General features: G+C 61.2%; 14 protein-coding genes. 4 read left to right on the forward strand and 10 right to left on the reverse strand.

All coding sequences use genetic code 11. The features are described from left to right. Positions 1-48: 48 nt before the first annotated feature. The 6 genes from ACQZ5G_RS06845 to ACQZ5G_RS06870 all read right to left on the reverse strand — a co-directional run bounded on the left by ACQZ5G_RS06845 (position 49) and on the right by ACQZ5G_RS06870 (position 3,952). Complete coding sequence (locus ACQZ5G_RS06845; RefSeq protein ID WP_386905565.1) at positions 49-600, reverse strand: LemA family protein; 552 nt, start codon at positions 598-600, stop codon at positions 49-51. Between the two features lie 78 nt (positions 601-678). Beyond that, complete coding sequence (locus ACQZ5G_RS06850) at positions 679-1,641, reverse strand: glycine--tRNA ligase subunit alpha (RefSeq protein ID WP_448737338.1); 963 nt, start codon at positions 1,639-1,641, stop codon at positions 679-681. A 100-nt stretch (positions 1,642-1,741) separates the two neighbouring features. Continuing rightward, positions 1,742-1,936 carry an NfeD family protein gene (locus ACQZ5G_RS06855; RefSeq protein ID WP_003503256.1) on the reverse strand — a complete coding sequence of 65 codons (195 nt, stop codon included), beginning with the start codon at positions 1,934-1,936 and terminating at the stop codon, positions 1,742-1,744. Positions 1,937-1,956: 20 nt separating this feature from the next. Further along, the gene (locus ACQZ5G_RS06860; protein ID WP_448737337.1) at positions 1,957-2,823 is read right to left on the reverse strand and encodes a S49 family peptidase; all 867 of its coding nucleotides are present in this window, start codon (positions 2,821-2,823) and stop codon (positions 1,957-1,959) included. Positions 2,824-2,914: 91 nt separating this feature from the next. Next, on the reverse strand, positions 2,915-3,715 hold the full coding sequence (locus ACQZ5G_RS06865) for a tRNA1(Val) (adenine(37)-N6)-methyltransferase (RefSeq protein ID WP_448737336.1): 801 nt from the start codon (positions 3,713-3,715) through the stop codon (positions 2,915-2,917). 6 nt (positions 3,716-3,721) lie between these two features. Then, the gene (locus ACQZ5G_RS06870) at positions 3,722-3,952 is read right to left on the reverse strand and encodes a putative signal transducing protein (protein WP_003503261.1); all 231 of its coding nucleotides are present in this window, start codon (positions 3,950-3,952) and stop codon (positions 3,722-3,724) included. A 111-nt stretch (positions 3,953-4,063) separates the two neighbouring features. Between ACQZ5G_RS06870 and ACQZ5G_RS06875 the strand changes: the two genes are divergently transcribed. From ACQZ5G_RS06875 to moaB, 4 genes are all read left to right on the forward strand, one after another. Continuing rightward, positions 4,064-5,080: a polyprenyl synthetase family protein gene (locus ACQZ5G_RS06875; RefSeq protein ID WP_035261923.1), complete on the forward strand. Its 1,017-nt coding sequence runs from the start codon at positions 4,064-4,066 to the stop codon at positions 5,078-5,080. Positions 5,081-5,269: 189 nt separating this feature from the next. Beyond that, positions 5,270-7,117, forward strand: a complete 1,848-nt coding sequence (locus ACQZ5G_RS06880) for a tetratricopeptide repeat protein (protein ID WP_137002924.1) — start codon at positions 5,270-5,272, stop codon at positions 7,115-7,117. A gap of 6 nt (positions 7,118-7,123) precedes the next feature. Continuing rightward, the gene (locus ACQZ5G_RS06885) at positions 7,124-8,008 is read left to right on the forward strand and encodes a 4-(cytidine 5'-diphospho)-2-C-methyl-D-erythritol kinase (protein WP_448737335.1); all 885 of its coding nucleotides are present in this window, start codon (positions 7,124-7,126) and stop codon (positions 8,006-8,008) included. A gap of 26 nt (positions 8,009-8,034) precedes the next feature. After that, positions 8,035-8,580: a molybdenum cofactor biosynthesis protein B gene (gene moaB, locus ACQZ5G_RS06890; protein WP_448737334.1), complete on the forward strand. Its 546-nt coding sequence runs from the start codon at positions 8,035-8,037 to the stop codon at positions 8,578-8,580. Between the two features lie 267 nt (positions 8,581-8,847). Here the strand turns inward: moaB and ACQZ5G_RS06895 are convergent, their stop codons facing one another. The 4 genes from ACQZ5G_RS06895 to guaB all read right to left on the reverse strand — a co-directional run bounded on the left by ACQZ5G_RS06895 (position 8,848) and on the right by guaB (position 13,039). After that, a complete protein-coding gene (locus ACQZ5G_RS06895; protein WP_448737333.1) occupies positions 8,848-9,723 on the reverse strand; it encodes a dienelactone hydrolase family protein in 876 nt (291 codons plus the stop codon). Between the two features lie 118 nt (positions 9,724-9,841). Next, positions 9,842-10,870, reverse strand: a complete 1,029-nt coding sequence (gene adhP, locus ACQZ5G_RS06900) for an alcohol dehydrogenase AdhP (protein ID WP_004432721.1) — start codon at positions 10,868-10,870, stop codon at positions 9,842-9,844. Positions 10,871-11,019: 149 nt separating this feature from the next. After that, positions 11,020-11,421, reverse strand: coding sequence for an MAPEG family protein (locus tag ACQZ5G_RS06905; RefSeq protein ID WP_035263190.1), 402 nt, complete (start codon positions 11,419-11,421; stop codon positions 11,020-11,022). A 112-nt stretch (positions 11,422-11,533) separates the two neighbouring features. Next, positions 11,534-13,039 (reverse strand): IMP dehydrogenase, encoded by a 1,506-nt coding sequence (gene guaB / locus ACQZ5G_RS06910; protein WP_065654415.1) that lies wholly within the window; start codon positions 13,037-13,039, stop codon positions 11,534-11,536.

Here is a 13,039-nt window from a genome sequence, read left to right on the forward strand (position 1 = left end):
CGCAAAGCCGGGCTATCGGAATATCGGCGGTAAATTGTGAGCCGGCGCTTAGAACTTGACGGTCGGCACGGCGCGGTCGGCCGGATTGTCGATCTCGAAATAGGGCGCCTTGGCAAAGCCGAACTGGCCTGCAACCAGATTGGATGGAAAGCTCTCCACCTTGACGTTGAGATCGCGCGCCGCACCATTGTAATAACGACGCGACATCTGGAGTTCACCTTCGATGGTCTCGAGCGAGCGCTGCAATTCCAGAAAGTTCGTATTGGCTTTCAGATCGGGATAGGCTTCTGCGAGCGCAAAGAGCTTGCCCAGCGCCTGCGACAGCAGCCCTTCCGCCTGGGCGCGGCCTTCGACGTCGCCCGCCGGCACGGCCTGCGCCCGGTTGCGCAGGTTGACCACCTCCTCGAAGGTGCTCTTTTCATGGGCCGCGTAACCCTTCACGGTCTCGATGAGGTTGGGGATGAGATCGGCGCGGCGCTTCAGCTGCACGTCTATGCCCGACCAAGCCTCTTCCTTCATCTGCCGCGCCTTGACCAGCCCGTTATAGATGAAGACGACATAAAGCGCGATTGCCGCGATGATTGCCAGCGTGATGAACATTCCCTACCCCTCCTCAAGAGGTGCGGACACCAGAACGGCGTCCGCACGTTAGACTGTTGCCCCGCCTTACATAAAGGTTCAGGCGGCCCTGTTCCAGTTCAGCCCGCCCGCATCCGTCAGCAGGAAAGCTTCGCCGCAGGCTTTGGCCAAGTCGCGAACGCGAGCGATATACCTTTCGCGCTCCGTGACCGAAATGACGCCCCGGGCGTTCAGAAGGTTAAAGATGTGGCTGGCCTTGATGCACTGGTCATAGGCCGGGAACACGCATTTGTGCAGGCGCTGATTGTCGTTGTCACCGGGCGCACCGGCAGCGAGAAGCGCTAGGCATTCCTTTTCGGCGTCGATGAAATGGCGATGCAGCATGGCTGTATCGGCGAATTCGAAGTTGTGGCGGGAATATTCCTGCTCGGCCTGCAAAAACACGTCGCCGTAGGAAATCTTTTCTTCGCCTTCGCGGCCGTTGAAGTTCAGGTCATAGACATTGTCGACGCCCTGGACATACATGGCCAGACGCTCCAGACCATAGGTCAGCTCGCCCGCAACCGGCGAGCATTCGATACCGCAGACCTGCTGGAAGTAGGTGAACTGCGAAACTTCCATGCCGTCGCACCAGCATTCCCAGCCGAGACCCCAGGCGCCGAGCGTCGGGCTTTCCCAGTCGTCTTCGACGAAGCGCACATCGTGCAGCAGCGGATCGAGGCCGATGGCCTTCAGCGAACCGAGATAGAGTTCCTGCAGGTTGGAAGGGTTGGGCTTCAGAATGACCTGATACTGGTAATAATGCTGCAGGCGGTTGGGGTTTTCGCCGTAACGACCATCGGACGGGCGGCGCGAGGGCTGCACATAGGCGGCCTTCCATGGCTTGGGACCAAGCGCGCGAAGCGTCGTCGCCGGATGAAACGTGCCCGCGCCCACTTCCATATCATAGGGCTGCAACACCGCACAGCCCTTATCGGCCCAGTAATTATGCAGCGTCAGGATCAGCGCCTGAAAGGAACGCTTCGGGTTCATATGGTCGGGAACATCGGTCATTGCAGTCATCGCGGCGTTAGGAGGACAAGTAAGCATTGACTTACTTCGGATGCGGACACGTGCCACGGCATGGCCTGAGGGTCAAGGTTTTATGCGTGGAGACGCCGCCTTAGGTCTCATCCTCGCGCTTCACGCGGTATTCGCCGGTTTCCGGGTCCTTGATCAGCGTGCCGATGGCGCCGGTCTCACGTTCCTTCTCGCGCTGTTTCGATTTGGCCGAGAGCTTTTCGGCATCGCGGACGAAGCGGCGGTAAAGGATGACGGATCCCACCACCAGTAGAATAATTGTAATGAGCTGCGCCATAAGGCTTTATTCCCGAGACATCATAGACCGAAACGCGACCACAATGCCTTTTCTTCGGCGACCTCCGCAAGCCCCGATACCGCACCGGCGGCCAGCCTTTCGGCATTCACGTCCAGAGCAGCACTGACGCCCGGCACCTTTTTACCGAACAAAGTGCGTCCGCCGCTGACGAGCTGGAGCTTGACCTTCTCACCGTAACGGCGGCGCAGAACCTCGCGCATGTCGCCAAGCCCGTCGATCAGGCCGAGGTCGAGGCCGCGCATGCCGGTCCAGAACAGGCCGGAGAAGATCGCCTCGTCGCCCTTCAGTTTCGAGCCGCGACGCATCTTGACCATATCGATGAAAACATTGTGGATTTCGACCTGAAGCGACTTCAGGTAATCGATATCGCCTTCCTTTTCCGGCTGGAAGGGATCGAGGATGACCTTGTTCTCGCCGGCCGTATAGACGCGGCGCTCCACGCCGATCTTCTTCAGCATTTCCGGAAAACCGAAGCCTCCGGAAACGACGCCGATCGAACCGACGATGGATGTTGGATCGGCGATGATCTCGTCGCCGGCAAGCGCGATCATGTAGCCGCCGGAGGCCGCAACATCCTCCACGAAAATCAGGACCTTCTTTTCCTTTTCCTCGGCGAGCTGGCGGATGCGATTATAGATCATCCGCGCCTGCGCCGGCGAACCGCCGGGCGAGTTGAGCGAAATGGCGACGGCCGGGGCATCCTTGACGGCGAAGGCCTTTTCCAGAAGCGGCGCATAGGAGGCGAGATTGAGGGCGGGGCGGAACTGGTTGCCGCCGGCCATGATCGCGCCGTGCATGCGCACCACCGGGATGACGAGCTCTTTTTTACGAAAGCGTTTCGGCACCAGATACTTCAGAAAACCCACTACTCAATCCTCGCAGCATTTATCCGTTCGTCAGGGATGTATGTATCGCCCCGGAAAACACAATGGTTTGCGGCCGGCGGAACGGCGATATTTATGACGCCGTCCGGATTGCCCTGACATTACGCGAATAGGCCGCGCGGCCATTGTTCAGGTCATCCACGAAGGGGGTGAAGGCATGGCTGCCGGTCTCATGCATGACGAGCGGCGCGCGGAACGACAGCCGCGCCCGTGAACCCTTGATGGCGGTGACGAGCATGCGCACCGCGTCCTCGCCAGGGCGCGGATGGATGAGGGTGATTTCGAGGCCGCCGAAACGACTGCCGCAGGCGGCGATGATTTCCGCCACCGATTGCGGCCTTGAAATCAGGGAAAGCTGCCCGCCCGGCACCATGATCGCGCCCGCGGTCCTGATCCAGTCTTCGAACAGGCCATCCGTCATGGCATGCGCTTCGGCCTTCAGGGCATCCGGCGTGCGGCGGTCGCCCGCATCGTTGTAGGGCGGGTTCATGATGACGTGATGGAAATGATCGTCGGGCAAGCCCGCTTCGGCGCGTGCTTTCGCCCGCAGGGTCACATCGGCTTCGCGCACGCTGACGCGGGCAGAAAAGGCAGCATTCTCAGGCAGTTCGAGGCTGCGGCGGGCAAATTGCGCCATTTCCGGCGAGCGTTCGTACAGCGTCACCTCGGCCTTTTCGAGCCGCGCCGCAACCGCCATGCCGGCCGCACCCGCACCCGCGCCGAGATCGGCGATCCGGCAGGCGCGCTCATCTGCCACCAATGACGCCAGAAGCATGGCGTCCATGCCGGCCCGGTGTCCCCTGCCCTTCGGCTGGAGGATGTGAAACCGGCCCCGGTGAAAGGCGTCGATCGTTTCGGAAATGCCGTCGCCCACCGCCGTTCAAGCCTCTTCGTTGCGCAACTCGTCGCCGAGCCCGGCATCGATGAGAATGCGGCGGGCCTGATCTGCCCGATCTTCCTCCACCAGAAACCTTCGCGGCAAAAGACCGAGCGATCCTTCCAGAATGCTCATCGCCTGATCGGCGATGAGGCAATGGATGCCGGCATCCTTCATCAGGCTTTCGGCGAAGGAGAGCAGCACGGCATCGTTGGTACGGATCAGTTCACGCATGGATAGACCTTAAATTCCCATCTTTTTGAATGGCTAGCGGCAATTCGCCCCTTGCCGCGCAAGGCGTCAGTTTTTATTGTCGAATTCAAATTCGAACTGGAGTCCTGTCCCTTGGGCGTCGTCATACCGCTTGAAGAAAGCAAAAACAAACTCGCATCCGTCAAGCCGCTTGTCGACCTGACCCGCCCCGATATGGAACGGGTGAACCAGCTTATCCTTTCCAAGGCCGGTTCCGATGTCCAGATGATACCCGAGGTGGCCAACCACCTCATCTCTTCCGGCGGCAAGCGCCTGCGGCCGATGCTGACGCTCGCCTCGGCCTCGATGTTCGGTTACGAGGGCGACAACCACATCAAGCTCGCCACCAGCGTCGAATTCATGCATACGGCGACGCTTCTGCATGACGACGTGGTGGATGAGAGCGATCTGCGCCGCGGCAAATCCACCGCCCGCACCATCTGGGGCAACCAGGCGAGCGTCCTCGTCGGCGACTTCCTGCTCGGCCAGGCCTTCCGCATGATGGTGGATGTCGGCTCTCTCGATGCGCTCGATGTGCTGTCCACCGCCGCATCGGTAATCGCCGAGGGCGAGGTGCTGCAGCTTTCGGTCGCCAAGAACATGGAAACGACGGAAGACGATTATCTGCAGGTGATTCGCGCCAAGACGGCCGCCCTTTTCGCGGCGGCGGCGGAAGTCGGCCCCATCGTCGCCAAGACCGACAAGGCGACCCGCAGCGCGCTGAAATCCTACGGCATGAATCTCGGCCTTGCCTTCCAGCTTGTCGACGATGTGCTGGACTATGGCGGCAAATCCGCCGATCTCGGCAAGAATACCGGCGACGATTTCCGCGAAGGCAAGATCACCCTGCCAGTCATCCTCTCCTATCGTCGCGGCACGCAGGATGAGCGCGCCTTCTGGCGCAACGCCATCGAAAAGGGTGAAAGCAGCGACGAGAACCTTGAAAAGGCGCTGGGCCTAATCACCAAATATAATGGCCTCGGCGATACGATCGGCCGCGCCACGCATTACGGCACCATCGCCCGCGACGCGCTCGCACCGCTGCCGCAGAGCCCCTGGAAAGATGCGCTTCTGGAAGTGATCGACTTCTGCATCGAGCGTCTGAACTGACGCCGCAGGCCGGAAGAAAGGCGGATGGAAAAGACCATCCGCCCAGGGTTCCGGGCCAGCTTCTCCGCAAGGCGTGATTGTGGCCGGGGCCATAATTTCTTGCGGCGTTGCTTCAAAAAAGCCATTCTATCGTGACCAACAATGGAAACTGATTTTTCCGTGCTTCTGCACAAAGGCAAAGGTTCCCTCATGCGGCGTAAACCAGCACTCCGTCTTCTCTGCAGCGCGGCTCTTGCCGCTGCTCTCGCAATCGGCGCGGGTGCAAGCCCCGGCTTTGCGGAGACGAAGGCGACACCGGAAGACAAGGCCGTTACGTTCGATCCCGGCAAGGTGAACACCTTCTCCGGCGCCTTCCTCGCCGGGCGCAATGCCGATGTCGATCAGGATTATCCCACCGCGATTTCGCTTTACAAAAAGGCGCTGGAATTCGATCCCGCCAATACGGAAATCCGCCAGCGGCTGATGATCGCCGAACTTCTGAGCGGCAATTTCGAGGCCGGCGCCAAGATCGCCGATTCGATGAAGGACGATACCTCGGTGGAGCGCGTGACGACCATCGTGCGCGGTCTCGACGCCATCAAGGACAAGGAATTCGCCAAGGCCGAGAAGATCCTGAAATATACCGGTCCGAACGATCTCGACCGCATGGTCAACACGCTTTTGACCGCCTGGGCGCGCGCCGGTTCCGGCAAGCCGAAGGAAGCGCTGGCGCTGGTCAACAATATGAAGGGCCCGGGCTGGATTTCGATCTTCCAGAAATACAATGCGGCGGCCATCGCCCTTGTTTCCGGCAACAATGAAGCCGCCCGCAAGAGCCTGAACGAAGCGGTGACGGACCGCGAAGGCGGGGCAACCGCCTCCGATACCTATATGCGCGCTGTGATGGCGCTTGCCCGGCTGGAGGCTTCCGCCGGCAACAAGCAGAAGGCGCTGGATGCGATTGCGGTCGGAGACACTTTCGCACCGAATTACGCGCCGCTGAAAGCGCTTCGCCAGTCCATCGAAAATGGTGAAAAGCCGGAACAGCAGATCACCAATGCGGTTGAAGGTGCCGCCAGCGTGATGTTCTCCATCGCCGGCGCGCTGAACCGCGAAGGCGCCGAAGAGATCGTGACGCTTTATTTGCAAACGTCGCGCGCGCTCGATCCGAAGAGCCCGGATACGCTCATCCTTCTCGGCGGCCTTTCCGAAGCGCTGAAACAGCCTGACCGCGCCATTGCCTTCTACCGCGAGGTGCCGAAGGATTCGCCGATGTATCGCATCTCCGAGCTGCAGCTCGGGCTGACGCTCGCACAGACCGGCAAGGTGGATGAGGCGCGCAAGCATCTCAAATCCCTGCTCGAATCCGATCCGAAGGACATTCGTTCCTATCTCGCCTATGGTAGCGTGCTTTCGGACGCCAAGGACTACAAGGCGATGGCCGAGAACTACGACAAAGCCATTGAGGTCATCGGCTCCGTGCCACAGAAATCCGACTGGTCCGTCTTCTTCCAGCGCGGCATCGCCTATGAGCGGCTGAAGGAATGGGACAAGGCCGAACCGAATTTCAAGCGGGCGCTGGAGCTGAACCCGGAACAGCCGCAGGTTCTGAACTATCTGGGTTATTCCTGGGTGGACAAGGGCATCAATCTCGATGAAGGCATGAAGATGATCAGCCGCGCCGTCGAGCTTCGGCCGAATGACGGTTATATCGTCGATTCGCTCGGCTGGGCGCATTATCGCCTCGGCGCTTTCGATGAAGCCGTGACAGAGCTGGAGCGGGCGATCGAACTGAAAGCCGGCGATCCGACCATCAACGACCATCTGGGCGACGCCTATTGGCGGGTCGGCCGCAAGATCGAGGCGGTCTATCAGTGGAACCGCGCATTGATCGGCGATAGCGACGACGTGGACAAGGCCAAGGTGAAGGAAAAGATCGCCAACGGCCTGCCGCCGGTGGAAAAGGATGCCGAAAATACCGCCAAGAAGGACGTCGCGCCGGTGCCGCCGGCTCCTCCGGCACCGGCACCGGCTGCCACTCCGGACAAGAAATCTTGACGCCGCATGCGCGGGCATGACGTATCCGGGGCCACCGAGACCATCGAGGCGGCCCCGGCCAAGATCAATCTGGCGCTGCATGTGACCGGCCAGCGAGCGGATGGGTATCACCTGCTCGAAACGCTGGTGACCTTTACCGAAGCCGGCGACACGATCCGTATTCGCGACGCCGATGCCGACAGTTTCTCCATCTCAGGCCCTTTCGGCGATCTTTTGCGCGCGGGCGATGGCGGCGATAACCTCGTCACCCGCGCCAGGGACCTGTTGCGCGATGCGCTTGCATCGACAGGGCAACCGGCACCCCCGGTCGCCATTCATCTTGAAAAGAACCTGCCGGTGGCTTCCGGTATCGGCGGCGGCTCGGCGGATGCAGCAGCGACACTGCGGGGGCTTTTGCGACACTGGCGTGCCGGGATCGCACCGGATGCGCTTGCATCCACGGCGCTCACGCTCGGGGCGGATGTGCCGATGTGCCTTGAGAGCCGATCCCTGATCGCGCGCGGCATCGGCGAGGACATCGAACCGGTCACCGACCTGCCGGAACTGGCGATGGTTCTGGCCAATCCGCTGAAGGCGGTCTCGACTCCGGAGATTTTCCGGCGATTGCAGACCAAGACCAATCCGCCCCTGCCCGCCTCTGCGACAATCGGCTGGATGGATTTTCTCGCCCAAAGCCGTAACGATCTGCAACCGCCGGCCCAGGCGCTTCTACCGGAGATCGGGGAAATCATTGGGTTGCTGTCGCAGGAAGGTGCTGCGCTTGTGCGCATGTCCGGTTCGGGAGCAACCTGTTTCGGGATTTTTCATTCCCTTGAAGCGGCCAGGAAAGCGGAAACATCGCTTCGGAAGAAGCGCCCCGGCTGGTATTTTCAGGCGACGCGGACCATTTGAAGACCAGATACTTCGAGGATAAGGCCATGGCAGGCGAAAGACCCTTCATTCCCCTTGGCATTGCGGTTTTGACCGTTTCGGACAGCCGCACGCTGGAGAACGACAAATCCGGCGATACGCTCGTCGCAAGGCTGGAGGAAGCGGGCCACAGGCTCGCGGCCCGCGCCATTGTGCCTGATGACAAGGCAGCGATTGCCGGCACGGTGCGTGACTGGACGCTCGCTGGAGGCGTGGATGTGGTGATCACCACCGGCGGCACCGGTTTTACCGGCCGCGATGTGACGCCCGAAGCGCTGGAGCCGCTGTTCGAAAAGCGCATGGACGGATTTTCCGCCCTCTTCCACCGCATCTCCTACGACAAGATCGGCACCGCCACCATCCAGTCACGCGCGACCGGCGGCGTGGCGAACGCGACCTTCATCTTCGTGCTGCCCGGCTCGCCGGGTGCGTGCAAGGATGCGTGGGACGGCATTCTGAAAGCCCAGCTCGATTATCGCCACCTGCCCTGCAATTTCGTGGAGATCATGCCGAGACTCGACGAGCATTTGAAGCGTGGGGCTGGGGGCGTTTAAAGAAAGATGAGAGAGGGATTTCAGGGTGGCTATTCACGGCGGACCGAAGGTGCGCGCGGCTTCACCCCCCTCTGCCCTGCCGGGCATCTCCCCCTCAAGGGGGGAGATCGGCAAGAGGCGCCACCGCCGCTTCATTCTATGTAGTTGAGATAGGCGAGACCTAACCGCGATTTGATCTCCCCCCTTGAGGGGGAGATGCCCGGCAGGGCAGAGGGGGGTGAACCCCACGCACCTCCGGTCCGCAGGCAATCCCGCCGAAAACCCCCATCACGCCAGATATTTCTTGAAGAACTCCGTCGTCCGGCCCCAGGCGAGATCGGCGGCCGCCTTGTCGTAGCGCGCCGAGGACGTGTCATTGTTGAAGGCGTGGTTGACGCCGTCATAGACGAAGATTTCAAAGGTCTTGCCGTTTTCCTCCAGCGCCTTCTTATAGGCGTCGATGCCGGCATTGATGCGCTCATCGAGACCCGCATAGTGCAAGAGCAGCGGCGCCTTGATGGCAGGCACATCGGCCGTCGGGGCCTGCTGGCCGTAATAGGCGACGCCGGCATTCAGGCCCGCCGATTTGGTGGCGAAACGGTTGACCAGCCCGCCGCCCCAGCAGAAACCGACTGCGCCGACCTTACCATTCGCCCCCTGCCGGGCCGCAAGCCACACCCGGCCCGCTTCGGCATTGGCGACGGTCGCGTCCATGTCGAGACCGCTGAACATCTGCCGCGCCTTCTCCTCATCGGCGGGCGTGCCGCCCTGCGGGGATAGGAAATCGACCGCAAGCGCCCTGAAACCGGCGAGTGCCACACGCCTTGCCACGTCACGAATATGGTCGTTCAGACCACGGTTCTCGTGGATGACGATGACCGAGCCGATGGGGCCGGAAACGGTTTTCGGTGTAACGAGGTAACCCTTCATCTCACCGCCGGGGGCGGGATAGGTCACCTCCTCGGCGACGATCCTGTCATCATCGGCCGCGATGACTGCCGCACGGGCGCTGTTGGCCGAAAGAAGCGGGGCGATGGCCGTCGCCGCTGCACCAGACCCGGCCAGTACGGTGAGCTTTTCCATGAATTTGCGGCGATCGAGGCTGAGGTGGGTATATTCATCGTAAGCGTCGATCATGGCCTGCGTGATCTTGGGCTTGTCCATCGCTCTATCCTCCTTGAACGCACGGATGCGGAAGGATAACGCAGATCGCCCCGTGGGGAACAAGGCGGGGGCAAGCGGCGCCACACATTTGCGTGAGCGCCGCCACCGGTTCTTCAAATCAGGCGGCGAGGTCCACGACGATACGGCCGTCGATCTTGCCCTCTTCCATGCGGTGGAAGATATCGTTGATGTTTTCGAGCTTGTCCCAGGAGAAGTGGGCCGCCACCTTGCCTTCGCCGGCAAAGGTCAGCGCTTCCTCCAGATCCTGCCGCGTGCCAACGATGGAGCCGCGCACCGTGATGCGCTTCAGCACCGTGTCGAACACCGGAATGGAGATGAAGCCCGGCGGCAGGCCGACAAGCGCCATGGTGCCCTTGGAGCGCAGGAAGCCGTAAGCCTGCTCCATGGCCTTAGGCGACACGGCCGTCACCAGGGCGCCATGGACACCGCCGGTCGCTTTCTGCACCTGCTCGACCGCATCTGGCGCGCGGCCATTGACGGTGACATCGGCTCCGAGTTTTTTCGCAAGCGCCAGCTTGTCGTCGAAAATATCGGCGGCAACGACATGCATGCCCATGGCCTTGGCATATTGCACGGCCATGTGGCCAAGCCCGCCAATGCCTGAAATGACCACCCACTCACCGGGCCTGACCTCGGTTTCCTTCAGCCCCTTATAGACGGTGACGCCGGCGCAGAGCACCGGTGCGGCCGGGCCGAAATCGAGATTATCCGGCAGGCGACCGACGAATTTCGGATCGGCGAGGCCGTATTCGGCAAAGCTGCCATTGACGGAATAGCCGGAATTCTTTTGGCTCGGGCACAGCGTTTCCCAGCCCGTGCGGCACGGAATGCAGCATCCGCAGGCGGTGTAGAGCCAGGGCGTGCCGGCGCGGTCGCCTTCCTTGATGCCGGTGACGCCTGCGCCGATCTTGGCGACATAACCGACGCCTTCATGGCCGGGGATGAAAGGCGGATTGGGTTTGACCGGCCAGTCGCCGGTTGCGGCGTGCAGGTCGGTGTGGCAAATGCCCGTCGCCTTGTAGTTGATGAGAATTTCACCGGGGCCGGGATCCGGTATCGCCACTTCCTCGATGGTCAGCGGTTTTCCAAACGCGCGGACGACGGCTGCCTTCATTGTCTTAGCCATGACATACTCCCTAATCTCTGCTCGCCTGAAATCCTCGACGGCAGGCAGAGATTAACGGGGATGGGGCGTCATGGAATTGACCCATCGCAAATCGGAGCATTTTGCAAGGCGGGATTGTCTCACTTATGAGGCAACCTCACGGTGCTGATTTACTCCAGCGCCAACCATATGGCGAGCCACGCCCACAGGCAGACGACCAGCGCAAAGCCGATGCCGAACAATGCGCCACGCTGACGCAGGCGGTTGCTGGTGACGTGGACATAGGAATGGGCATAACGCGAGAGCACGAACAGCCATGCCAGAACGACGGTGACGATATTGTCCGCATCCGTGATGTAGAGCAGCAGGCAGGCGATGTGAAACAGCACCGGCAATTCGAATTGATTGGCGATGTTGCGGTTCACCAGATGGCTTTCGCGCGCCTCCTCGCCCCGGTCGCGCAGCTTGATCGCCGATTCGCGATCCTTGAAGGTGTATTTGTTGCGCCGGACGATCAGAAGCCCGTAAAGCCAGAAGACCAGAAAGACATGGGCGATCATCGGCCAGAACATTGCGGTCGTGGGTGACATGCTTTCTTCTCCAATCATGAAAACGCTCCCCGATCCGGCATGAATCGGGGAGCGCCAAATACTCAGTATCCTTTTACGGATTCGCCTCGAAAGATCAAACCGCGCCGGGGTAGTTCGGGCTTTCGCGGGTGATCGTCACGTCATGGGCGTGGCTTTCGCGCAGGCCGGCGCTGGAAATACGCACGAAAGTGGCGCGCTCCTGGAATTCCTTGATGTTGCTGCCGCCGACATAACCCATGGCGGCCTTGAGGCCACCTGCCAGCTGGTGCAGGACGCCGGAAACCGGGCCCTTGTAGGGAACCTGACCTTCGATACCTTCCGGAACGAGCTTCAGCGTGTCGCGCACTTCCGCCTGGAAATAACGGTCGGCGGAACCGCGCGCCATGGCGCCAACGGAGCCCATGCCGCGATAGGCCTTGAAGGAACGGCCCTGGTAGAGGAACACTTCGCCCGGGCTTTCATCCGTGCCGGCCAGCAGCGAGCCGATCATGACCGCGGAAGCGCCGGCGGCGATTGCCTTGGCCAGATCGCCCGAGAACTTGATGCCGCCATCGGCGATAACGGGGATATCAGCCGCATTGGCCACTTCAACCGACGACATGATGGCCGCAAGCTGCGGAACGCCGACGCCGGCGACGATGCGGGTGGTGCAGATGGAGCCGGGGCCGATACCGACCTTGACGCCATCGGCGCCGGCATCGATCAGCGCCTTGGTGCCGTCGGCGGTGGCGACATTGCCGGCGATGATGCGAACCGAGTTCGACATCTTCTTGACCTGCGAGACGGCATCCAGCACGCGCTGCGAGTGGCCATGCGCGGTATCGACGACCAGAAGGTCGACGCCGGCATCGATGAGGCGCTCGGCGCGCTCGATGGCGTCAGCACCGACGCTGATGGCGGCAGCGGCGCGAAGACGGCCCTGCGCATCCTTGGTGGCGTTGGGGTTCAGCTGCGACTTCTCGATATCCTTGACGGTGATGAGGCCGACGCAATTGCCCTTGGCATCCACAACCAACAGCTTTTCGATGCGGTGCTTGTGCAGCAGGCGGCGCGCTTCCTGCTGATCGACGCTGCTTTCCTTGACCGTGACCAGGTTTTCGCGGGTCATCAGTTCGTAAATCTTCTGCTGCGGATCGGAGGCGAAGCGCACGTCGCGGTTGGTTAGAATGCCAACGAGACGGCCGTTCTTGTGGCCGCCGGAACCGCCGTTTTCAACGACCGGAATACCGGAAATGCCATGCGCCTTCATCAGCGCCTGTGCTTCAGCAAGCGTCGCATCCGGGCCGATGGTGACCGGGTTGACGACCATGCCGCTTTCGAACTTCTTCACCTGCCGCACTTCTTCGGCCTGCTCGATGGGGGTCAGGTTGCGGTGGATGACGCCGATGCCGCCGGCCTGGGCCATGGCGATGGCGAGGCGGCCTTCGGTAACCGTATCCATGGCGGAAGAGAGGATCGGCAGGTTGAGATCGATATCGCGGGCGATGCGGGTGGCGATATTCGTCTGTCCCGGCATGACTTCGGAATGTCCGGGTTGCAGCAACACATCGTCAAATGTGAGAGCGTCCAAACCAGTGGGTGTTTGAATGATGCGTGCCAT

This window comes from Agrobacterium sp. 22-214-1, assembly GCF_053522465.1.

Excerpts from the sequence above, each read along its gene's own strand:
- ACQZ5G_RS06905 (WP_035263190.1), bottom strand. The coding sequence starts at position 11,421 with ATGTTCTGGCCGATGATCGCCCATGTCTTTCTGGTCTTCTGGCTTTAC.
- ACQZ5G_RS06855 (WP_003503256.1), bottom strand. The coding sequence starts at position 1,936 with ATGGCGCAGCTCATTACAATTATTCTACTGGTGGTGGGATCCGTCATC.
- adhP (WP_004432721.1), bottom strand. The coding sequence starts at position 10,870 with ATGGCTAAGACAATGAAGGCAGCCGTCGTCCGCGCGTTTGGAAAACCG.
- ACQZ5G_RS06870 (WP_003503261.1), bottom strand. The coding sequence starts at position 3,952 with ATGCGTGAACTGATCCGTACCAACGATGCCGTGCTGCTCTCCTTCGCC.
- ACQZ5G_RS06880 (WP_137002924.1), top strand. The coding sequence starts at position 5,270 with ATGCGGCGTAAACCAGCACTCCGTCTTCTCTGCAGCGCGGCTCTTGCC.
- guaB (WP_065654415.1), bottom strand. The coding sequence starts at position 13,039 with ATGGCACGCATCATTCAAACACCCACTGGTTTGGACGCTCTCACATTT.
- ACQZ5G_RS06895 (WP_448737333.1), bottom strand. The coding sequence starts at position 9,723 with ATGGACAAGCCCAAGATCACGCAGGCCATGATCGACGCTTACGATGAA.
- ACQZ5G_RS06885 (WP_448737335.1), top strand. The coding sequence starts at position 7,124 with ATGCGCGGGCATGACGTATCCGGGGCCACCGAGACCATCGAGGCGGCC.
- ACQZ5G_RS06850 (WP_448737338.1), bottom strand. The coding sequence starts at position 1,641 with ATGACTGCAATGACCGATGTTCCCGACCATATGAACCCGAAGCGTTCC.
- ACQZ5G_RS06845 (WP_386905565.1), bottom strand. The coding sequence starts at position 600 with ATGTTCATCACGCTGGCAATCATCGCGGCAATCGCGCTTTATGTCGTC.
- moaB (WP_448737334.1), top strand. The coding sequence starts at position 8,035 with ATGGCAGGCGAAAGACCCTTCATTCCCCTTGGCATTGCGGTTTTGACC.